Annotated in this window: 22 protein-coding genes and 1 other RNA gene; 17 read left to right on the top strand and 6 right to left on the bottom strand. The window is 56.3% G+C overall.

Annotated features, from left to right (window positions below; translation table 11 throughout):
• The first annotated feature begins 6 nt into the window (after nt 1-6).
• From KQ940_RS13240 to KQ940_RS13205, 8 genes are all read left to right on the top strand, one after another.
• Nucleotides 7-507 carry a hypothetical protein gene (locus KQ940_RS13240; protein WP_217414136.1) on the top strand — a complete coding sequence of 167 codons (501 nt, stop codon included), beginning with the start codon at nt 7-9 and terminating at the stop codon, nt 505-507.
• Between the two features lie 453 nt (nt 508-960).
• Entirely contained in the window at nt 961-1,329 is a 369-nt protein-coding gene (locus KQ940_RS13235) for a hypothetical protein (protein WP_217414135.1), read from the top strand.
• Nucleotides 1,330-1,691: 362 nt separating this feature from the next.
• Entirely contained in the window at nt 1,692-1,976 is a 285-nt protein-coding gene (locus tag KQ940_RS13230; RefSeq protein ID WP_217414133.1) for a hypothetical protein, read from the top strand.
• Nucleotides 1,977-2,070: 94 nt separating this feature from the next.
• Nucleotides 2,071-3,621, top strand: coding sequence for a hypothetical protein (locus KQ940_RS13225; RefSeq protein WP_217414131.1), 1,551 nt, complete (start codon nt 2,071-2,073; stop codon nt 3,619-3,621).
• Entirely contained in the window at nt 3,614-3,937 is a 324-nt protein-coding gene (locus KQ940_RS13220) for a DUF2523 family protein (RefSeq protein WP_217414130.1), read from the top strand. The genes KQ940_RS13225 and KQ940_RS13220 overlap by 8 nt, the downstream gene beginning before the upstream one ends.
• 9 nt (nt 3,938-3,946) lie before the next feature.
• A complete protein-coding gene (locus KQ940_RS13215) occupies nt 3,947-5,302 on the top strand; it encodes a zonular occludens toxin family protein (RefSeq protein ID WP_217414129.1) in 1,356 nt (451 codons plus the stop codon).
• Between the two features lie 58 nt (nt 5,303-5,360).
• The gene (locus KQ940_RS13210; protein ID WP_217414128.1) at nt 5,361-6,647 is read left to right on the top strand and encodes a hypothetical protein; all 1,287 of its coding nucleotides are present in this window, start codon (nt 5,361-5,363) and stop codon (nt 6,645-6,647) included.
• Entirely contained in the window at nt 6,647-7,696 is a 1,050-nt protein-coding gene (locus tag KQ940_RS13205) for a phage integrase (protein WP_217414127.1), read from the top strand. The genes KQ940_RS13210 and KQ940_RS13205 overlap by 1 nt, the downstream gene beginning before the upstream one ends.
• A gap of 24 nt (nt 7,697-7,720) precedes the next feature.
• Here KQ940_RS13205 and ssrA read toward each other — a convergent pair.
• Both ssrA and smpB read right to left on the bottom strand, forming a co-directional pair.
• Nucleotides 7,721-8,079, bottom strand: a transfer-messenger RNA (tmRNA) gene (gene ssrA, locus KQ940_RS13200).
• A 63-nt stretch (nt 8,080-8,142) separates the two neighbouring features.
• On the bottom strand, nt 8,143-8,622 hold the full coding sequence (gene smpB / locus KQ940_RS13195) for an SsrA-binding protein SmpB (protein WP_188749185.1): 480 nt from the start codon (nt 8,620-8,622) through the stop codon (nt 8,143-8,145).
• A 154-nt stretch (nt 8,623-8,776) separates the two neighbouring features.
• On the opposite strand from smpB, the gene KQ940_RS13190 reads away from it, so the two are divergent.
• Genes KQ940_RS13190 through KQ940_RS13180 form a run of 3 tightly spaced genes read left to right on the top strand, consistent with a single transcriptional unit; the run spans nt 8,777 to nt 10,913 of the window.
• Nucleotides 8,777-10,144 carry a sodium-dependent transporter gene (locus tag KQ940_RS13190; protein ID WP_217414126.1) on the top strand — a complete coding sequence of 456 codons (1,368 nt, stop codon included), beginning with the start codon at nt 8,777-8,779 and terminating at the stop codon, nt 10,142-10,144.
• Nucleotides 10,145-10,162: 18 nt separating this feature from the next.
• Nucleotides 10,163-10,594 (top strand): type II toxin-antitoxin system RatA family toxin, encoded by a 432-nt coding sequence (locus KQ940_RS13185; protein WP_217414125.1) that lies wholly within the window; start codon nt 10,163-10,165, stop codon nt 10,592-10,594.
• Between the two features lie 7 nt (nt 10,595-10,601).
• Complete coding sequence (locus KQ940_RS13180; protein ID WP_217414124.1) at nt 10,602-10,913, top strand: RnfH family protein; 312 nt, start codon at nt 10,602-10,604, stop codon at nt 10,911-10,913.
• Between the two features lie 43 nt (nt 10,914-10,956).
• Here KQ940_RS13180 and KQ940_RS13175 read toward each other — a convergent pair whose 3' ends face one another.
• Nucleotides 10,957-11,280 carry an outer membrane protein assembly factor BamE gene (locus KQ940_RS13175; RefSeq protein WP_217414123.1) on the bottom strand — a complete coding sequence of 108 codons (324 nt, stop codon included), beginning with the start codon at nt 11,278-11,280 and terminating at the stop codon, nt 10,957-10,959.
• A 90-nt stretch (nt 11,281-11,370) separates the two neighbouring features.
• Here KQ940_RS13175 and fur point away from each other — a divergent pair, with 90 nt between their 5' ends.
• On the top strand, nt 11,371-11,796 hold the full coding sequence (gene fur / locus KQ940_RS13170; RefSeq protein WP_217414121.1) for a ferric iron uptake transcriptional regulator: 426 nt from the start codon (nt 11,371-11,373) through the stop codon (nt 11,794-11,796).
• 66 nt (nt 11,797-11,862) lie between these two features.
• Here the strand turns inward: fur and recN are convergent, their stop codons facing one another.
• A complete protein-coding gene (gene recN / locus KQ940_RS13165) occupies nt 11,863-13,560 on the bottom strand; it encodes a DNA repair protein RecN (RefSeq protein WP_343222658.1) in 1,698 nt (565 codons plus the stop codon).
• 142 nt (nt 13,561-13,702) lie between these two features.
• Here recN and grpE point away from each other — a divergent pair, with 142 nt between their 5' ends.
• The 5 genes from grpE to dapB all read left to right on the top strand — a co-directional run bounded on the left by grpE (nt 13,703) and on the right by dapB (nt 19,332).
• The gene (grpE, locus tag KQ940_RS13160; RefSeq protein ID WP_217414119.1) at nt 13,703-14,308 is read left to right on the top strand and encodes a nucleotide exchange factor GrpE; all 606 of its coding nucleotides are present in this window, start codon (nt 13,703-13,705) and stop codon (nt 14,306-14,308) included.
• Nucleotides 14,309-14,425: 117 nt separating this feature from the next.
• Nucleotides 14,426-16,348 carry a molecular chaperone DnaK gene (dnaK, locus tag KQ940_RS13155; RefSeq protein ID WP_217414117.1) on the top strand — a complete coding sequence of 641 codons (1,923 nt, stop codon included), beginning with the start codon at nt 14,426-14,428 and terminating at the stop codon, nt 16,346-16,348.
• Nucleotides 16,349-16,464: 116 nt separating this feature from the next.
• On the top strand, nt 16,465-17,595 hold the full coding sequence (gene dnaJ, locus KQ940_RS13150) for a molecular chaperone DnaJ (protein WP_217414115.1): 1,131 nt from the start codon (nt 16,465-16,467) through the stop codon (nt 17,593-17,595).
• A 34-nt stretch (nt 17,596-17,629) separates the two neighbouring features.
• On the top strand, nt 17,630-18,484 hold the full coding sequence (gene cysE, locus KQ940_RS13145; RefSeq protein WP_217414166.1) for a serine O-acetyltransferase: 855 nt from the start codon (nt 17,630-17,632) through the stop codon (nt 18,482-18,484).
• A gap of 38 nt (nt 18,485-18,522) precedes the next feature.
• A complete protein-coding gene (dapB, locus tag KQ940_RS13140; RefSeq protein WP_217414113.1) occupies nt 18,523-19,332 on the top strand; it encodes a 4-hydroxy-tetrahydrodipicolinate reductase in 810 nt (269 codons plus the stop codon).
• A gap of 73 nt (nt 19,333-19,405) precedes the next feature.
• Here dapB and KQ940_RS13135 read toward each other — a convergent pair whose 3' ends face one another.
• Nucleotides 19,406-20,833 (bottom strand): GGDEF domain-containing protein, encoded by a 1,428-nt coding sequence (locus tag KQ940_RS13135; protein WP_217414111.1) that lies wholly within the window; start codon nt 20,831-20,833, stop codon nt 19,406-19,408.
• Nucleotides 20,834-20,933: 100 nt separating this feature from the next.
• A complete protein-coding gene (locus tag KQ940_RS13130) occupies nt 20,934-21,815 on the bottom strand; it encodes an NAD(P)-dependent oxidoreductase (RefSeq protein WP_217414109.1) in 882 nt (293 codons plus the stop codon).
• Between the last annotated feature and the right edge of the window lie 9 nt (nt 21,816-21,824).

Here is a 21,824-nt window from a genome sequence, read left to right as displayed (position 1 = left end):
CGTTCGATGAGCCTGAAGAATATTTGGCGATGGAAAATTGCCCGAAATGCCGTCATCCGCTTCATTACCGTCCGGCGCAATTTGGACAAGCGGGGCGTTTGGCTCGGTTCGCCCGGCAACACTGGCACTGTGAACGCTGCGATCGATATTGGATGCCTGCAAATGATTATCCACGCCTGCGTTCGGGAACGTTTATCGATGCCCGAGGCAATGTTTATAAGGACACCGATCATAAGAGGAAAGTTAATCGTGTCTAACCACATTATCCCCCCTCGTTTAAATGAGGTTGAAGATAAGGACCGCCGTTTTTACGTGGTCGCGCCTTCATCGGTTTATCTCCAGCTTCAGAACGAATCGATTCAAAGGGGTACAGATGTTTGGACCCTCGGTGGTGCTGTGTTGACTGCTTGGCTCCGTGCTGGGTGCCCCGGTGATTTCCTTGGATCTGCTTCTGTCCCCGCCCCGTCATCATCGCCAATCGCGGACGAAGAGGGAGGTGCTGACTAATGGGCGCAAGGGCAGAAGTGCAACGTCCCTTGCGCCCATTGGTCAGTGCCTCACCGTCCGTAAACGGATTGGCGCTGTTGTCGGGGCGGGGACAGACCCCCGCCCTTGATTCAGAGCCGGGAGCGATCTTGCTTTTCGCTTTTGGCAAACGGAGTGCAGCAGGCGTTAGGGATCGTTACCCGTAAGGGCCGGGACCTTAGGCCCGGTTTGCGAAGCAAATAGAGCCCGTGCCGTAAGGCAACGTGAAAAGGCGTTTTAAATGGCTACTGCAATAGGAAACGTAGTTGTTGATACAGATAGCCTTCGGATCGCTTCGAAAATAGCAGTTAAAGCAACGACGAAAGATGCAGTGCGAGGGGTTATCCAATTCAAAGGCGTTAAATATCGGTGGTCAACGCTACAGCAGTATGAGTATCACGGTGGATTTACACCTAAACGGAAGAGGAAATAGATATGTTTAAGATACCGGAAATTAAATCAGTAAAGAGCCTGTTTGTTATTAACAAGGATGCTTACACCAATAAGCAATCCGGTGAGCTTCGTTGCTCCGTACAGGTGCTTGTGCCGGTCGGCAATGATCGCCCGAACAAAAAGGGCTACGCCGTAGCGCAGTATTCGGCTGAACCGGCTGTATATGATGCGCTTGATCTCGATAACGGCCCGATTATGGCCCAGTTCGAAACCGAACCCCGCGAAAGCCGTAACGGTTTCGGTAATACCACCAACTCGGATCACCTGTTGCGGGTGATACCGGAAGCAGCGGCTAAACCGTCTCAGACTGCACCGGCTGCTTCAGCCGCTGGCCAGAAGGTTAGCAGCTAATGTTTACCATCCTGCGGGTACGTCCCTGCTCTTGCGGCGGTCCTTCATCAGTCGTGTTGACGGGTGAGGGCTTCCGTGAGCTGTGCACTGTCTGCGGGAGGCCTAAGTAATGTTTTTAGAGTGCACGGGCGAAATTACCCAGTCAGCGGAAGGAGTTCCGCAGTGTTCCGCTAGCTGGGCGATGTCTTCGGGACTCGATCTACAGCCGATCGTTGACCTGAATAACACGCTTCAAGCGCTCTTTACTTTCGATGCCGAATTTTTCGGCATCGCTGTCGGCGGTGCTGCCCTTTTGTTCTCCATCATGTGGGGAGCGGGGAAATGTGTCCGTCTTCTTAACTGGCGTTAACAGGAGATCCCTAATGCCTACTATCGAAGCTGTAAACGTGGACGGGGTGTATACCCCGGTTCGTCAACCGTCCCGCCTGCGTCGTCTGGCGGCCAAAGCAACCGGTGCGGTAACTGCTGTCGGCTCTGCCATGATCGCCGCTACTCCGTCCTGGGCTCTGGATGCTACTCAGAATACCCAGATCAGTGACGCGTATAGCGCGACCAATACCACGATCAACCTGATCATCGCCGGTCTTCTGGCGGCGGTTCTGCTGATCACTGGTTTCGCCATCATCTACGGCCTGCTGAAGCGCTGATATGGCCGTAACACTCGGGTTAGTTCTCCTCTGGTGGGGGTCGGCAATGTTCGGTTGGTACACCGGGCGGATTGCCTGAGTAAGGGGGCCAGAGATGGCCCCTTTTTTTATTGGAGGAAATAAAATGAAGTTGCCCTGGTATCGCCCTAGCTTTTCCAATCACTGGGGCAATTGGCTGTTTGTTGCTTTGGCGTTTTTTATTGGTTTTTTGCCTGTCTCTACTTTTGCTGCAAATGGTGATTGGGTAGACGGCTCTTATTATTGGGTTGATGTTTCACCTTATGGGGCTGGTAATACTGCTGCGTCTGCCTTTTCTGACTTTCGTTCTAAGTGTAGTTCTACCTCGATTGCTGCTTGTAGTCCTGATGCTAGTTATACATCGTATGATGGTTCTTATATCCACTTTACATGGAATGGTGGAGCGAATAATGGAGCTATTAGGACTAAGTTTTATGCTTGTGGTTCTGGTTCAGGAGCATCTTTTCAATGCAGTGAGCCCGGTCCTGATTGTCCAGATTTTGGAACCACAAAATATATTTATTGGCAGATGCCTTCAGAACCTGATCCGGTTTTTACGTGCGTTGGTTGTGGGGATGAGTATTATCAGAATACTGTATCGTATGATGGTTGTGAATATACCTACGATAGTCGCTATGTCGATTGGAAAACATACACTGAAAATGGGCAAAAGTTCCATTATATGTTTGCTGATGGTGTGGCAACTGGTAATGCATTGGATCCTGTAGAAGGAAATATTCAAACTAAAACAGTTGATGAACCACCGGTAAATGATTCATCAATCGAGAATTTGGATTCGTCAAATGAAGTTGATGATGGTCCGGTTAATGAATCGAATACTACTTATGTACCTGAAACTACCGAAACGTTGGCAGATGGTACAGAAGTAGCGACTGCTTCGGAAACGACGGTAGAGAAAAGAGCAGATGGCGTTTCTGTTGAAAAAGCATCTGATGTAGTCGATGTTGTTACGTATGATAATGGTATAACCAAAACTACTACAAAGGTTACAACTACAACAACGTATCCTGATGGGTCAAAAGAAGTTAAAGAAGAGATAATACAATCATATACAGGTCATAATGATGAACAATATACCGTACGGCATGATGACGGATCGGTGACATATACCAAACTCCCGGGATCGGGCACAGCCGTCGTCACTAAAACTACTACGACCAATGTTGATGCTAATGGCAATGTCACCGGTTCTTCAGAATCATCAAGTGTTTCGGGTGATAGTCAAGCGTCTGGTGAACAACAGCAAGGTTCTGCTTGTGAAAAGAATCCGTATTCTAAGGAGTGTACGGGCGAGTTTGATCCGGGTGAGCCTCAAGAGCACGGTTTTGAGAGTGGCAAAGGCGAGGCGTCGTATAACGAAGCCGTTGCCGCATTTAATGCCGAGCTTTCTGATATTAAAAGCCAAGTAAACAGTATGTTTCAGCCCGTAAATGGTGGCGGCGCGATTACTCCCTATGAAATAACAGTAAGGGGTGCTACTGGTGATATTGGTATTACTAAATGGCTTCCTTATCTAGATCAATTCAATCTTGCCGCTTTGGTTATGGCTGTCGCGGCGCTTATCAGCTTCTTTATTCTAATGCGCGGGGTTTCTAACAATGGGTGAGATATTAGATGCCATACAGGGTATATATGATTTTCTGACTGATTGGAACGCATATTCATTTATTCAGGATGTATTTGCTGAAGTAATAATATGGATCGCGACTTGGTATGTTTGGATGAAAGTTGCGGCTATAAAATTCCTTTGGGGTGTTGCTCAGGCTTTAATGGATAACCTCAATATATCGTCAACACTTCAATACTATTGGGGTCAATTAGATTCTAACCTTCTCGGTTTTTGTACACGTTACAAAATACCGGAAGCGCTCAATATGATTATGAACTCTGCAATTGTCAGTTTTCTAATGCGTTTGTTCTAAGGGGGTAATATGACGGCATGTATACACCACGGTCCTCCGGGTTCATATAAGTCGTTCGGTACGATTCAGCGCGTAGTTATTCCTGCGTTAAAGCAGGGCAGAACGCTGGTTACAAATATCAGGGGTTTGGATTCGCTTAAGCGTATAGAGGATGCGATAGGTGAGAAGCTACACCCAGAAGCCCAAATCATCCATGTTGAAGCTGATTCATCGAAAGGTTTTAACGCGATGTCCCATTTCTTTCATTGGGTTCCTAAAGGCGCTTTGATTGTAATGGATGAGTTTCAGCGGGTTTACTCGAAGAAGCGCGACCGTGATTTAAAAAAATATGATCTCCATTTGACCTTTGATAATGGTGAACCGAGAAGCGATGACGAAGTAAAAAAGCTGTGCCCTTGGTGGGATGGTGATAGAGATAGACCCGAAACAGTTGAAAACGCTTTTGACCAGCATCGGCACTATAACTGGGATATTTATTGCACCACGCCGAATATCGCCAAGGTTCACCCAGAAGCGCGAGAAGTGGCCGAGATAGCCTATCGGCATAAGGCACTAGGTGCGCTTCTGCCGTGGAAAAAACACAGCTGGAAGGAATTTACACATGACCCAGAATCAAGTGGAAAACAGTTCAGTCATTACATGGGATCGCCAAAGGAATATAAGGCGAACCAAACAATCTTCGCCTGTTATCAGTCAACTAAAACAGGAAAAGCTTTCGGCTCGTCAGAGAGTAGACCTATTTATCGAGACCCTAAGTTACAGATGGTTGCCCTCGGGGTCGTTGGGTGCCTCGTGTGGTTCGTTATTTCAGCAGTTAAAGCAGTCGAAAATGGTTCGCTTGTTGGGATCTCTACTGAGAAGGCTAACGCATACCTTGAGTCGAATCTTACTCCGGTTCCTGTTGGTGGTGGTGGGAATGTTGGTGATATCGGCGCTGATCAAGGGCGGTCTGCGCCTGCTGCTCCTGTAGTGAAAGAGTCGTCTGGCTCGATTGATCAGTTTAAGGCGTTAGAAGCGAGGTTTCAGGGTTACACCCGTCCCGATCCTAGAGAGGTGGTGGATCCTTTCGGGTCGTTAATTGATCAAGGTGCATCCGCTTACGTTTCCGCGATTGTCAGTGTTCCGGCTACTGGAAAGCTTTATTACCGGCTAGAGGTCTATGCCGGTAGTCGGCTTGTTGATGTGTTCGATCATCTGGAGATGGCAGAGCTTGGCTACAAGGCCAGTTCTAAGGCTCTGGGTCTGTATCTCGAAAAGAACGGCCATAAAACGCTTTATCGTGAACGGTATGGCAGCGCCGGCGGGATTCGCGAGGAACCTATGGGACGAGCAGGGAGCGCCGGCGCTGCCGTAACGTCCCTGTAGCACGTTAGATAAATCGCTTTAAAAAGTATCGTTAGTTAGTCGTTATGGGGTTGTTAGGATGAGTCAAATAATTGATCAGGTACGGGTCAACGCAAACGGTGTGGAGGATCTCCGGGGCCGTTTGTTTGTTTCTCAAGATGACGCGACGATTACAGATCTCTCCGGAGTTAAGATCCTGCATGTGGGTGTTGACACCGTTCGGCAGTTGTATCGCGGAACGTTGAATGCTGAGGCGCTGCGGCAGATTGAAGCGGCTGGCGGTATCGTTTCCCTGTTCGGGCACAAGTGGCATGCTGGCCGGGTGGGCCGTGATTCTGGCTATCAGTTTAAGCTTCAGAACGCGGACTATGGTCTGATCTGCTTGATCAAGAATTTTAACTGTAAGGCGGATGCGGAAGGTCCACATCTGAAGATTGAGGTGTCTCCTCATCTCATACTGTCTACGTCTCCTGCTCAGCTTCAGGCGGTTATGGACGGCATAGCGGGACAGATCCTCGATGGTGTTACGCCTAATCAGTGCGCGGTTCATATTGCAGTTGATGTTCAGGGCTGGAATCCTTCTTCTGATCTCGTATCGAAGATGCAATGCCGTTCACGTGTTCAGCGCGATTTTTCTGGGGTCGAGCGTATCGAGTTCGATGAACGGGCGGCGGTGTATGGTCGTGGTAAGTCGTTCATGTGGGGGGCTGCTAATGGCCACCAGTTCGCGATTTATAACAAGGCTGATCAGGCAAAGGCGACTGACAAACTCGATTTCTGGCGCGGTGTGTGGGCTCAACGTGATAACCCTTTTGATGATGCTGATCCTTCTAACTACGATCCTGATATGCCTGTATGGCGCGTCGAGCATCGTTATCACCACTCGATAGTTGAACAGTTCGCTCAGGGATCGGTGAATGTCTCTACAGGTGAGGTTATGGACTTTCATACCTATGAGGCGCTCTCCAAGCATCTAACAGCGCTCTGGCGCTATGGCTGCACTGCATACAAGCTCTTGGGTTCAAAATCGACTTATGCGCCGTTCTGGACGCTTCTGCGTCAGGACATAGATGTTATCCCTCATGCGTCGGTAACGCCGGATGAGGAGATTGAGTTGAAGCGCCGGTATAAGACGGCATCGGGCTTTAGCGGTAAGAATGTTGAGCTTTTCATGGGCAATTTTATCAGCCTGTTGGCTCGGGAGGGTGTGGGTGCAAAAAAGGCGTTTGAATCGCTGAAACGTTGGGATTGCTGGTTGGTGATTCGGGAGCATTTCGAGAACAGGGGACAGTCTGAGCGGGATATCTACAACTGGATCAGGGACAAGCTTGAAGAGCGAACTGTTCGTTGGGGTAGGGCTGTGTAATGTCGGTTAAAAAGACCCCTACCGGGCGTTGGCAAGTTGATGCTGAACTGTCACGCGGTAAGCGTGTACGGAGAACGTTTGACCGCAAAGTTGATGCTATCCAATTTCAGGCTAAGGTCCGAAGTAAGAGCGGTTCTGTCTCGGCTCAGCTGACTACTGAGCGGGACAAACGCCGGCTCAGTGAATTGGTACAGCTTTGGTTTGACATGCATGGTCATACGTTACGTGACGGGGAACGTCGGCGGCGTGTGTTGGTTCGTTTGTCTGAGCGCCTGGGCGATCCGGTGGCGTATCGGTTGACTGCCGCGTTGTATGCTCAGGATCGGCGGCTTAGGGCTCAGGCGGGGGTATCGGATAAGACATTGAACAATGAACTTACGTATATTCGGTCGGTGTTTAATGAGTTGAAGTCCCTGGAACAGATCAGTTATCAAAATCCGCTGTTGTCGATAAAGCCGGTGACTATTCAGGAGCATGAATTGTCGTGGTTGACCAATGAACAGATAGAGGAGCTGTTACAGGCTGTTGCTGATCGTCCTGCAGGATCGAATCCGCATCTTGAGTTGCTGATATTGGTTTGTTTGTCGACTGGTGCTCGATGGTCTGAGGCTGAGCGGTTGGGGCCGTCATCGATCAAAAATGGCGCTCTGGTCTTTAGTCAAACTAAATCGGCCAAGGTGCGTGTGGTGCCTATCGCTAAGCAGTTGGTCTACAGGCTCGTTGATCACTGGCATGTGTATGGTCCGTTTACCAGCTCGATAGGTGCGTTTCGTCGTGTTCTGGTAAAAACATCGATAGAGCTGCCAAAGGGTCAGTCAAGCCACGTGTTGCGCCATACGTTCGCAAGTCATTTCATGATGAACGGCGGGAACATTCTGACGCTTCAGCGGATACTTGGCCATTCGTCGGTGAAGGTCACAATGAGGTATGCGCACCTTGCGCCGGAGCATCTGAAAGAGGCGGTGAAATACGCACCGATTCGTTTTGGTGACACATTGGTGACACCTAGGGCGAAAAGTGAGGGTGTAGATATGAAAAACGCCTGTTAAAACAGGCGCTTAGCTTTACAAATTTGGTGGAGGTGGCGGGTTTCGAACCCGCGTCCGCCAATCCTCTGCCTCGAGATCTACATGCTTAGGCTTCTCTATTCAGTTAACCCGTCGCGACCCGAGAGCCAGGGTGCTGTGGGCGAGCCTTTTTAGTTTTAACCGTTCAGCTTAAGGCGAAGCATCCGGGCGATTCTGTCTCATATGACACCGCGAACCTCTGAGTTACAGACACCTTAGAGTGCGGCGCTAGCTGACTTAAGCAGCTAGAGCGTAGTTATCGTCGTTTGCAACTATAACTAGTGTGATGAGGGATTTACGAGAATCATCACGTTCTCGGCATGCACCAAAGGGTTCGTAATCAGCGTCGAAGCCAAGTCACCCCCGGATAAGAGCGCGAAGTTTACGCCATTAGTAGACAACATGAAAGGGGATTGGTTCTCGCTTCCCTAGGCGTTGTGTACCGCCATGGCGCGCTGCTTTTCGCGGTTGGCGTCTTTTTCCTTCTCGGCGGCGCGCTTGTCATGCAGTTTCTTGCCTTTCACCAGCGCGATTTCGCATTTGACGCGGCCGTTTTTCCAGTACAGTGCCAGTGCGACGCAGGTGTAGCCCTTGGCTTCGACAGCGCCAATAAGTTTGTTCAGTTCGTTGCGGTTGAGCAGCAGCTTGCGGTCGCGCCTTGGGTCGGCAACGACATGGGTGCAGGCAGTAATCAGTGGGGTGAAGTGTGCACCGACCAGCCAAGCTTCGCCGTTCTTGAACACGACATAGGAGTCAACCAGCTGAGCACGCCCCTCGCGCAAGCTCTTGACCTCCCATCCGGTCAGGGACAGGCCAGCCTCGAACTTGGTGTCGATGGTATATTCGTGCTTCGCGCGCTTGTTAAGGCAGATGGTGTTTCCGCCCGGAGTCTTTTTCGTCTTTGCCATGGGGCGCGATTATACGGCCGGCATGGGTGCAAAGAAAGGAGGTTGGAGATTGAATAAGCGTTCGATAATTTGAACTGGACAGCCTGTCAAAGGTTGCGGCGGTTGTCTGAAACATGAACAATTGCGCGCCTAACGCGAAACCAAAGAGAAAAACATGCCAAGAACGCACTCTATTCATGGCGCCTGGGCCAACCGTTGGATCTTCATTCTGGCGGCCACAGGGTCTGCTGTAGGATTGGGCAACATCTGGAAGTTCCCCTATATCGCGGGCGAAAACGGGGGCGGTGCCTTTGTGCTGGTCTACCTCGTCTGCATCCTGCTGGTCGGTATACCGATCATGATGTCGGAGGTGCTGATCGGCCGGCGCGGTCGCCAGAGTCCGATCAACTCCATGCGAGAAACCGCGTATGAGGCGGGGCATCACGGACGCTGGGCCGGTGTCGGCTGGATGGGTGCGCTGGCGGGCTTCTTTATCTTCTCTTTCTATTCTGTGGTCGCCGGCTGGGTGTTGTACTACATCGCCGGTATGGGGGTGGGCCAGTTCGTCGACCTGGGTAGCGAGCAGGCGGGACAGATCTTCAACGGCTTGTTAGCTGACGCCGAAACGCTGCTGATCTGGCATACGCTGTTCGTTGTCATCGTGATGATGGTGATCGCCGGCGGTGTGAACAAGGGACTGGAGCGGGCAACGCGTGTGTTGATGCCGCTGCTATTCGTGCTGCTGTTCGTGCTGCTGGCCTACTCGATGAACAGCGGGCACTTCGCTGAGGGCTGGGACTTCCTGTTCCACTTCGATCCTTCGGAGCTCTCCTGGAATGCGGTGCTGATCGCGCTGGGCCATGCCTTCTTTACCCTGTCGCTGGGTATGGGCTCGATCATGGCCTACGGCTCCTACATGGGTAAGGGCGATTCGATCGGCGGTACCGTGTTGACCATCGCGGCGTTGGATACGCTGGTGGCGCTGGTGGCCGGTTTGGCGATCTTCCCGATCGTATTTGCCAACCAGCTCGACCCCGGTGCCGGACCCGGCCTGATGTTCATCACCCTGCCGGTCGCGTTCAGCCAGATGGCGGGCGGTCAGGTGTTCGGCTTCCTGTTCTTCCTGATGGTGGGCTTTGCCGCCTGGACCTCGGCGATCTCGTTGATGGAGCCGGGTGCCGCCTGGCTGGTGGAGACGCTGGGGATGAGCCGGGTGCGTGCATCGGTGTTGCTGGGTGTGGTGGTATGGGCATTGGGTGTGCTGGCGCTGAGTTCGTTTAATATCACGGCAGATCTGACCCTGTTTGGCATGACCGCGTTCGACTTCCTCGATTTCATCACTGCGAATGTAATGCTACCTCTGGGCGGACTGCTTATAGCCCTCTTCGCCGGCTGGTATCTGACCCGGGAGATGACCGAGGATGAGCTGTCCCTGCGCTCGGCGCTGATCTATCATGCCTGGCGTGTGGTGATCCGCTATGTGTCGCCGGCGGCGGTGGCGGTGATATTTGCGCTCAACCTGTATCAAAAGCTTGCTGGATAGCATGAGATAGGAGCAGTTATGGCTCAGGTGAATCGCAGCGCTTTGGTGTTGCACACCGCCGAAGAGATGTTCGACCTGGTCAACGATGTGCGTCGCTATCCGGAGTTTCTGCCCTGGTGTGCATCCACCGAGGTGGTGCGCGAAGAGGGCGATACGCTGGAGGCGACCTTGCATCTGGCCAAGGGTGGGTTGAAGTACAGCTTCACCACCCGCAACCAGCTGACACGACCGGAGCGCATGGAGATTGGCCTGGTCAAGGGACCGTTCCAGTCGCTGACCGGGATCTGGACCTTTACGCCGCTCAGTGAGGAGGCGAGCAAGGTCGAGCTGAATATGCATTTCGAATTTTCCGGTAAACTGACCGGTGTGGCGATGAGCAAGGTGTTCAATTCCGTGGCGACGACGCTGGTGGATGCCTTCGTTACCCGCGCAGACAAGATTTACGGCTGAGGTCCGCATGATTACGGTTGAAGTGGCATACGCACTGGCGCATGAGCAGAAGATTGTCGCCGTGCAGGTGGAAGAGGGGAGTACCGCCTATGAGGCGGTAATCAAGTCCCGTATAGCGGAGACATTTAACCAGATCGACCCGGAGAAGGACCCGATGGGGATCTTCGGCAAGGCGATAAAGGATCCGAAGAAGGAGATGCTGAAAGCCGGCGACCGGGTGGAGATCTACCGGCCGCTGATCGCCGATCCGAAAGAGGCTCGAGCCAAGCGCGCGGCCAAGTTGAAAGCGCAGAAGGAGCAGGAGACGCAGGCCGAATAGCGACGGCCTGCGTTCGGTCGATGTAAATCGATTGGGTTTTTAATTAGCTGCCGGGGCGGAAGTCGCCGGTGAGACGAGCCAGCTTTCCGTCCTGGAAATACAGCGACACACGCTCCTGGACCCGCGGCTCGCCACCGGGCTTGAAGCTGTACAGGTAATCCCAGCGATCGGGGCTGAAGGTGTCGGTGATCAGCGGGGTTCCCATGATGTAGCGGACCTGACTTTCGGTCATGCCCGGGCGCAGCTGATCGATCATCTCCTGGGTAACGACATTGCCCTGAGGAATATCGATTTTATAAACCCCGGGGAAATCCGAGCAGGCGCTGACCAATACGGCCAGTGCTACACTGATAAAAACCTTTCGCATCTGTAAATGACTTCCGTTTTCGCCGCTAAAAAAAGATAATGAAGTCTAACACTGCCATTTGTGAACCGTATAGCAATTAGAGACAAGAATATGGCCCTCGAAAATCAGGAGCTGCGTAAGGCGGGGCTCAAGATCACCCTGCCGCGTGTAAAGATCTACCAGATCCTGGAACGTGCTGGCGAAGGTGAGCATTTTTCAGCTGAAGACATCTATAAGATGCTAATGGAAACCGGTGAGGACGTGGGCTTGGCCACGGTTTACCGCGTATTGACTCAGTTCGAAGCTGCCGGTCTTGTTTCCCGTCACCACTTCGAAGGTGGCCACTCGGTATTCGAGCTGGCGCGCGATGAGCACCACGATCACGTGGTCTGCGTGAAGTGTGGCAAGGTACGCGAGTTCGTCGATCCCGACCTGACCACACGGCTGGACGCAATCGCCGACGACCTCGGCTTTACCGTGACCGACCGCACCCTGTACCTGTACGGTGTGTGTCGGGATGGTTGCGAAGAGAGCTAATCACTCTTGGGAGCAATAAAAAACCGATCCGGCGCGATCGGTTTTTTATTGCCTGTGCCCCGGGCTTCAGGCTGACTTCAGCATCTCTCGGGCGTGCTCCAGTGAGGTGTCGGTGATGTCGATGCCGCCGAGCATGCGCGCCACCTCGTGCACCCGTTTCTCCTGTGACAGGTGATCGATACGGGTGCGGGTCAGCTCGCCTTTCGAGTCCTTGCTGACAAACAGATGCTGATGGCCCTGGGAGGCAACCTGCGGCTGGTGAGTGACACAGAGGATCTGCGCCCGCTCGCCCAACTGGCGTAGCAGGCGGCCGACCACCTCGGCGATGGCGCCGCCGATACCCACATCCACCTCGTCGAAGATCAGCGTCGGTGTGCTGGAGGTCTGTGCCGTGACCACCTGGATCGCCAGACTGATCCGCGACAGCTCGCCGCCGGAGGCGACCTTGGCCAGTGCCCGGGCCGGCTGCCCCTTGTTGGCGCTGATCAGGAACTCCACCTCCTCCAGGCCATTGGCGTTGTAGCGACTGGAGTCGTACGGGGTCAGGCAGACGGCAAAGTGCGCCGCCAGCATGCCGAGGCTGTGCAGCTGGCTGTCCACCGCCTTGCTCAGTTTGTCCGCGGCGCTCTGGCGGGTCAGACTCAGTTGGCCGGCGACGCCAAGATACTCCTCGTGCGCGCTGCGAACCTCCCGCTCCAGCTGCTCCAGCTCATCGTCGCTGCGGTGCAGGCCGCTCAGCTCCGCCTGTAGCGACTCGTGGAAAACGGGCAGCTCCTCGGCGTTGATGCGGTGTTTGCGGGCGATGTCGTAGATGCTGCTCAGCCGCTCCTCGACCTCCTGCTGGCGCTCGGGGTTGATCTCGACACCGTCCAGGTAGCTGCGGATCTCGCGGCTGGACTCCTCGATCTGGATATGTGCGCTGGCCAGCATCTCGGCCGCCTGTTGCAGGGCCGGAGCCTGGGAGCCCAGGCTGTCGAGCAGGTGCTGGCAGTGGCTGAGCAAACTCAGGCAGTTCTCGCCGTCGCCATCACTGTCCGAGGTCAGGTTCAGCAGTTGGTGGCCGGTGCCGAGAATCTCGCCGGCGTTGGCCAGCACCCGCTGCTCCTCCTCCAGCTCGGCCAGTTCACCCTCACGCAGGCCAAGCTGATCCAGCTCCTCGATCTGGTAACTGAGCAGCTGTACCCGCGCGCTGTGCTCCTCGCTCTGCTCGGTGAGCTGGGTCAGTTCCGTGTCCAGCCGGCGCCAGCGGTGAAACGCCCGGCGTACCTGCTCGGCGATCTCCTCCTGCCCGGCGTATTCATCCAGCAGGGTACGGTGGTGATCCTTTTTCAGTAGGCGCTGGTGCTCGTGCTGGCCGTGGATATCGACCAGAAGCTGGCCCAGCTCTCGGACCTGGGTCAGCGGCGTGGGGCGGCCGTTGATGAAGCTGCGGGAGCGGCCGTCGGCGCTGATCACCCGGCGCAGCTGGCATTCGCCGTCCGCCTCCAGCTCCTGCTCGGCCAGCCAGGCCCGCGCCTCGGCCAGTGAGCTGACATCGAAGCAGGCGCTGATCTCGGCTTTATCTTGCCCTTCGCGGACGCAATCGCTCTGTGACCGGTCACCCAGGGCCAGTCCCAAGGCGTCCAGCATGATCGATTTGCCTGCGCCGGTCTCGCCGCTGACCACGGTCATGCCGTGTTTCAGCTCGAGGTCCAGTTGATCAACAATGGCGTAATTGCGAATGCTCAGTAGCGTCAGCATGATTGCACGACCCTGGTTATCCATACAGTAGTTTGCTGTATAAGCCATTTGCCGACAGCCTGCAATCCCCCGCGTGAAAATTCCCGCACGAAACACCCTTGAATCGCCATCGACCAACCCCATATAGGGTGCCAGTAGAAGTTGCAAACCTTGTGGAGAAACCCCGATGGCAGACGAACAGCAGAAGCAGACTGAAACTCCGGCACCGGAACAGCAGAGTGTGGAACAGGCCGAAACGGTGGTCGAGCCGGGCGCTGAAAACGTAGAGCTTGCCGCTGCGGAGACTGACGATGCTGAAGCATTGAAGGAGCAACTGGCACTGGCCGAGGCGGAGATCTCCGATCTGCAGAAACAGTTGGCCGAGCTGGCGCCGCGGGCGCAGGCCGAGATCCAGAACATGCGTCGCCGTGCCGAGCAGGACGTGGAGAAGGCGCGCAAGTTCGCGCTGGAAAAGTTCACCGGCGAGCTGCTGCCGGTAGTGGACTCCCTGGAACGTGCCATCGAGTCGTGCCAGGCCGAAGACGAAGCCACCAAGGCGCTGAGAGAGGGGGTGGAGATGACCCTCAAGCTGCTGCTTGACGGTATGGGCAAGTTCAACGTGGAGATGGTGGATCCCCAGGGACAGGCATTCAACCCCGAGCACCATCAGGCGATGTCGCTGGTCGAGGCGCCGGATGCCGAGCCCAACACCGTGGTGGCCGTGATGCAGAAAGGCTATCTGCTCAATGGCCGGCTGGTGCGTCCGGCCATGGTGATGGTGGCAAAAGGTTAAAAGCGTAACGGGATGGCTTGAAAAGCCTCAAGCCAGACCCATATAGAGAATCAACAGTCAAGAACCTGTGTGTTCTCCGCCAAGACGGGGAAACGATAAAGAACATTGGAGCAAAACATGGGCAAGATCATCGGTATCGACCTGGGAACCACCAACTCCTGCGTGGCCATCCTTGAAGGTGACAAGACCAAGGTAATCGAGAATGCAGAGGGCGACCGCACCACGCCGTCCATCATCGCCTACACCAACGACGGCGAGACCCTGGTCGGCCAGCCGGCCAAGCGCCAGGCGGTGACCAACCCGGACAACACTCTGTTCGCGATCAAGCGTCTGATCGGCCGTCGCTTCAAGGACGATGTGGTCCAGAAAGATATCAAGATGGTGCCGTACAAAATCATCGAGGCGGACAACGGTGACGCCTGGGTCCAGGTCAAGGACAAGAAGATGGCGGCGCCGCAGATCTCTGCCGAAGTGCTGAAGAAGATGAAGAAGACCGCCGAGGACTACCTGGGCGAGCCGGTAACCGAAGCGGTTATCACCGTACCGGCTTACTTCAACGACTCCCAGCGTCAGGCTACCAAAGACGCGGGCAAGATCGCCGGTCTGGACGTCAAGCGTATCATCAACGAGCCGACCGCTGCCGCACTGGCCTACGGTATGGACAAGTCCAAGGGTGACAAGACCATCGCCGTATACGACTTGGGTGGCGGTACCTTCGATATCTCCATCATCGAGATCGCCGACGTCGACGGTGAGCACCAGTTCGAAGTGCTGGCCACCAACGGTGACACCTTCCTCGGTGGTGAAGACTTCGACCTGCGCCTGATCGAGTACCTGGCAGGCGAGTTCAAGAAAGAGAGCGGTATCGACCTGCACAACGATCCGCTGGCGCTGCAGCGGTTGAAGGATGCGGCCGAGAAGGCGAAGGTCGAGCTGTCCTCCGCACAGTCTACCGACGTCAACCTGCCCTACATCACCGCCGACGCCACCGGTCCGAAGCACCTGAACGTCAAGGTCAGCCGTGCCAAGCTGGAGTCTCTGGTCGAAGAGCTGGTGCAGCGTTCACTGGAACCCTGCCGTATCGCGCTGAAGGATGCCGGACTGTCCGGTTCCGAGATCGACGAGGTGATCCTGGTCGGTGGTCAGACCCGTATGCCGATGGTGCAGAAAGCGGTTTCCGAGTTCTTCGGCAAGGAGCCGCGCAAGGACGTGAACCCGGACGAAGCGGTGGCGATCGGTGCTGCAATCCAGGGTGCGGTACTGTCCGGCGACGTGAAAGACGTACTGCTGCTCGACGTGACCCCGCTGACTCTGGGTATCGAGACCATGGGTGGCGTGGCCACAGCGCTGATCGAGAAGAACACCACCATCCCGACCAAGAAGTCGCAGGTGTTCTCGACCGCCGACGACAACCAGACCGCGGTGACCATCCACGTGGTACAGGGTGAGCGTAAGCAGGCGAACCAGAACAAGTCGCTGGGTCGTTTCGACCTGGCCGACATTCCGCCGGCGCCGCGCGGCGTGCCGCAGATCGAAGTGACCTTCGACATCGACGCCAACGGTATCCTCAACGTGTCTGCCAAGGACAAGGCCACCGGCAAGCATCAGTCGATCGTGATCAAGGCCTCTTCCGGTCTGTCCGATGACGAGATCGAAAAGATGGTGCAGGATGCCGAAGCGCATGCCGAAGAGGACAAGAAGTTCGAGGAGCTGACTGCTGCGCGCAACCAGGGTGATGCGATGGTACACACCGCGCACAAAACGCTGAAGGATGCCGGCGACAAGGCAACGGCGGACGAGAAAGAGAAGATCGAGGGTGCGATCTCTGCATTGGAGGAGGCACTGAAAGGCTCCGACAAGGGCGATATCGAAAGCAAGACCGAGGCCCTGACCGAAGCCCTGTCCACTCTGGCGCAGAAGATGTACGCCGAAGCGGCCGAGCAGGAGGGCGCAGCGTCAGGTGCTGACGCCAAGGCGAAGGATGCGGCCGATGATGTGGTCGACGCCGAGTTCGAAGAGGTCAAGGACGATAAGAAGTAAGCGTTCGCTACCTCTAAGAACTTTAAAATGAGTGGCAGCGCGGGTTCGGGGACTCCCTGACCCGCGTTGTCGTGTCCGGCTCCCGCGGAGTCATCTGACCAGACCAGATTCGGATCATGTCGAAACAGGACTACTACGAACTACTGGACGTGCCACGTGATGCGTCCGACCGGGATATCAAGAAAGCCTATCGCCGCCTGGCGATGAAGTACCACCCCGACCGCAACCCGGACAACAAGGCAGCGGAAGACAGATTCAAGGAGATCAGCGAGGCCTACGAGGTCCTGTCTGACTCCCAGAAGCGCGCCGCCTACGACCAGTTCGGCCACGAAGGCGTCAGCGGCCAGGGCGGCTTTGGCGGCGGCGGTTTCGAGGGCAACTTCTCCGACATCTTCGGCGACGTGTTCGGCGATATCTTCGGTGGCGGCGGTGGTGGCCGTCGTCGCTCCAGCGTGCAGCGCGGCGCTGACTTGCGCTACAACCTGGACCTGAGCCTGGAAGAGGCGGTGCGCGGCTGCGAGAAGACGCTGAAGGTACCGACGCTGGTCGCCTGTAGCGTCTGCGACGGCTCCGGCGCCAAGCCCGGTACCAGCGCGCGTACCTGTGGCACCTGTGGCGGCGTCGGCCAGGTGCGGATGCAGCAGGGCTTTTTCTCGGTACAGCAGACCTGCCCCACCTGTCGTGGCGAGGGCAAGGTGATCTCCGACCCCTGCAGCAAGTGCCATGGTCACGGTCGCGTGGAAGAGACCAAGACCCTGCAGGTCAAGATCCCGGCCGGTGTCGATACCGGCGATCGTATCCGCCTCAGTGGCGAGGGCGAGGCGGGCAGCCATGGCGGACCTGCGGGCGATCTCTATGTGCAGGTCAATGTGCTGCGCCATCCGATCTTCGAACGCGACGGCAAGCATCTGTACTGCGAGGTGCCGATCAGCTTTATCGACGCGGCACTCGGTGGCGAACTGGATGTGCCGACGCTTGATGGACGGGTTAAACTGAAGATACCGGCCGAAACTCAGACCGGTAAGCTGTTCCGCCTGCGCGGCAAGGGTATTACCCCGGTACGTGGCGGCGGAGTGGGTGACCTGATGGTCAAGGTGACGGTGGAAACACCGGTCAACCTGAACAATCGCCAGCGCGAGCTGCTGAAGGAGTTCCAGAGCGCGATGGACGAGGGTAACCACAAGCACAGTCCGAAGAAGCACGGCTTTTTCGATTCCGTGAAAAAGTTCTTCGAAGATATGACCTGACCTCATGGCCAGTCTTCGCAGAGAGGGTATCAGCATGTACGAGATGGCGTTGTCGGTCGACGAGCTTTGGCTGAAGATCCGCGATGAAGCGCAGAGCCTGGTGGAGCATGAGCCTCTGCTGGCGAGCTTCTTTCATGCCACGATCATCGGGCATAGCGATCTGCGCGGTGCGCTGTCGTTCCTGCTCGCCAGCAAGTTGGCGGACGAGGTGGTGTCGGCGGTGGCGTTGCGCGAGATCATCGAACAGGCGTACAGCGCCGAGCGCGAGTTGATCCAGGCCGCCTGCGCCGATATCCAGGCGGTCTGCACCCGCGACCCGGCGGTCGATCGCTACTCCACCGTACTGCTCTACCTGAAGGGGTTCCAGGCGCTGCAGGCCTACCGCGTGGCGCACTGGATGTGGCAGCAGGGGCGACGCCCGCTGGCGCTCTATATCCAGAGCCGCGTCAGCACCATCTTCCAGGTCGATATCCACCCGGCGGCACAGATCGGCTTCGGCGTCATGTTCGACCATGCCACCGGTATCGTGGTCGGTGAAACCTGCGTGATCGAGAACGACGTCTCCATCCTGCAGTCGGTCACCCTCGGCGGTACCGGCAAGGAGAGCGGCGACCGTCATCCGAAGATCCGTCAGGGTGTGATGATCGGCGCCGGCTCCAAGATTCTCGGTAATATCGAGGTCGGTGAGTGCGCCCGCGTGGGTGCCGGCAGCGTGGTACTGGAACCGGTGCCGCCCCACACCACCGTGGTCGGCGTGCCGGCACGGGTGGTCGGCTGTGCCGGTTGCGAAACCCCGGCGCTGGATATGGATCAGACCATTCACAGTACGGATGAGGAGATCGCGGCGGACAAGCAGGCCGCGACGCGATGCAGCCGAAAGCAGGCTTGATCGAAACTGTATAAGCGATCACCAAACAGGATAAAGGCATGACAAGAATTGCAGTGACCGGTGCTGCCGGTCGCATGGGCAAAACCCTGATCGAAGCGGTGACTATGGCCGAAGGTGCGCAGCTGACCGCGGCGATTGTGGAACCGGACAGCAGTCTGATCGGCGCCGATGCCGGTGAGTTGGCCGGAGTGGGCAAGCTCGGTGTTCAGGTTGCAGGCTCGCTGGAAGCGGTCAAGGATGATTTCGATCTGCTGATCGACTTCACCATGCCCGCGGTTACCATGGCCAACGTTGAGTTCTGTGCCGCCAACGGCAAGCAGATGGTGATCGGAACTACCGGCCTTGATGAGGGTCAGAAGCAGCAGTTGGCCAGCGCGGCCGAGAAGATCGCGATCATGTTTGCGCCCAATATGAGCGTGGGCGTGAACCTCTGCTTCAAGCTGCTGGAGATCGCCGCGAAAGCGCTGGGCGAGGATAGCGGCTACGATATAGAGGTGATCGAGGCGCATCACCGCCACAAGGTGGACTCGCCCTCGGGCACTGCACTGCGTATGGGCGAGGTGGTGGCCAACGCGCTGGGGCGTGACCTCAAGGAGTGCGCCGTGTATGGCCGCGAGGGGATGGTGGGGCCGCGCAAGCCGCGTGAGATCGGTTTCGAAACCATCCGTGCCGGCGATGTGGTCGGTGATCATACCGTACTGTTTGCCACCGAGGGTGAGCGGATCGAGATCACCCACAAGGCGTCGAGCCGCATGACCTTTGCCAAGGGCGCGGTGCGCGCATCGCTCTGGCTGGGTTCACGCAGCACCGGTCTGTACGATATGCAGGATGTGCTGAGCTTGCGTTAAACGCGCAGTCTGAAAAGACTTTACCCGAACCGGCTGTTATTGCCGGTTCACTGCACCGTTGTGTGTTGTTCCCTTAGCCCGCTTCGTGCGGGCGTTTTAATTCTCCCTCGCTAGCCGCATCGCTGTCATGAACGCGATTGCGGCCGGCTTCCTTGGCGGCGTATAGACGCCTGTCCGCCCGTTGCAGCAGACTGTGCAGATTGTCGGCACTGGAGCCAAGATGGGCGATACCGATACTGACCGTGATCCGGGTCTCCTGCTCACCCAAATCGATCGCCTCGGCGGCCACGGATTGGCGCAGACGTTCGGCTACCGTGCGAGCTTCCGCCGTGTTGGCACTGGGCAGCAGGACCAGGAACTCCTCGCCACCAAAGCGGCCGCAGAGGTCGCCGGGGCGCACTTCTCGCTGCAGGATCTCGGCAAATCGACGCAACACCTGATCGCCGGCCTGATGGCCGAAGGTGTCGTTGACCCGCTTGAAATGGTCCAGATCCAGCATCAGTAGTGACAGCGGCGCGTTCTCGAATAGCGCGCGCTCGATTACCCGTTCCGCCTGTTCGGTGAAGTGGCGCCGGTTGCTGAGTCCGGTGAGGGCGTCGGTGGTGGCGATCACTCTGAGATTCAGGTTGGCCTGCTTGAGTTGGCTCAGGGCGTCTTCAGCACGAGCTTTCTCCTGCCTGAGCTGCGTGAAAATCTCCTCCAGGCTGTACACCGATATGAACGAACCGCTGGCGAGATAGGCTTGCACGACACCGTAGCTGAGCATGAAAAAGCCGGCAGCGAATATGGTATGGGCCAACCACCACTGATGATCCCAGGCGTTGGCCAGGATCAGGAAGGCGATCGATGACTGGGCAAAGGTGGTGACGGCAATCAGGTAGATCCGCAGCAGCGGTGAGTCGGAGCGCCGTGTCAGTAGCGTGAGAATAGCCGTCAACGTCAGGGCCAGCGTGGCCGACTCCAACAGGATTCTCGGCCAGCCCGTGGCGCTGTAGGGGGAGAGTGCCAGAGCGGCGACCAGCGCATCGACCAGCAGAAACAGTATCACCCCGATTAACCAGAATCCGGGTTTTCTCCGTTGTGGTTCCGAGTCGTTGCAGTGTCCTCGCTGGGCAAGGGCGATCAGCAGGCAGGCCATCAATACCAGGCGTGCGGCTGGTCCGTAGAGCAGAAACAGGGCCATGTTGTGGTCCGCAATGCGGGTCAGCAGACCATGTGGCAGGTAGACCAGTGTAAAGCCGAGAAATCCGAGTGCCAGCCAGCGCAGAAAGGGCTCACCCGACACCAGGTAGCAGCGCCAGGTAATATAGGCGACGAAGGCACCGATCAGTATCGACAGCAGGATGGCCAGTTCGTGGATCAGAAAGCTTTTGAACGGCGCTGCATCGCTGGTGAAAAAGTGCAGATAGAGAATCGCGATACTGGGCAGCAACGCAAACAGTGTTTCCAATGCCCCGCGATAGATACGTACTGCTGTGTGGATACTGCTGTTTGTCTGCATCAGGTTATCGGGCGCAAAGCCGCCGTATATTGAGGGGGCTAAATAGTCCTTTCAATATACAGGGTTTTATAACCGACACCAAAGGGCGACAGCCGGCGTGTCACCCTTTGCCGGCATAGAGCTCGATCAGGGTACAGGGATCCTGTTCGAGATAGCCTTTACTGCCGTGCTGACGCATCAGCTCGGCGCCTAGTCCGGCCATTGGTACGGCGCTACCCATCGCTTTCGCCAGCGCGTTGGCCATATCCAGATCCTTGAGCAGGGTTTTGACGTGCCATTTGATCTCGTCGAAATCCCGGTTGGCCATCCGCGGTCCGGTCAATTGCAGTGGAATCGAGTCGGCAAATCCACCCTTCAGCGCCGTCGGTATCTGCCCGGCGTCGACCCCGGCTTTTTCCGCCAGCGCCATCACCTCGGCCATCACCAGTACGTTGCAGGAGACCAGCATCTGGTTGCAGATCTTGGTGACCTGACCGGCGCCGACCGGGCCCATATGCGTGACGCGCTGTGACAGCGGTTCCAGCAGCGGCATCACCTGTTGCAGCAGCTCGGCATTGCCGCCGGCCATGACCGCCAGGCTGCCCTGTTCGGCACCGGCGACGCCGCCGGAGACCGGCGCGTCGATCCAGTCGATACCGCAGTCGGCCTTCAAGCGCGCGGCCATATCCCGTGTCGCGGCGGGGTCGATGCTGGAGAAGTCGATCAGGATCTGGCCGGCTCGGCCGTGCTCGGCGATACCGCCCGGCCCGAACACGATCTGTTCGACCGCGGCCGTGTCGGTGACACAGATCATCAACAGGTCTGTGTTGCGAATCAGCTGTTCGAGGCTCTCGGCGACCCGGGCGCCGAAGGCTTGAAGTGGTGCGGTTTTATCGGTGGAGCGATTCCAGACCTGCAGCGGGAAACCCGCCTGCAGCAGGCGTTTGCTCATCGGAACCCCCATCAGGCCCATACCGATAAAGCCGATCTGAATACTGGTCATCGCAATCTC

This window comes from Marinobacterium ramblicola (genome assembly GCF_019084545.1).
In the GTDB taxonomy this organism is placed as follows: domain Bacteria; phylum Pseudomonadota; class Gammaproteobacteria; order Pseudomonadales; family Balneatricaceae; genus Marinobacterium_D; species Marinobacterium_D ramblicola.
This window is presented reverse-complemented; position numbering and strand designations above follow the sequence as displayed.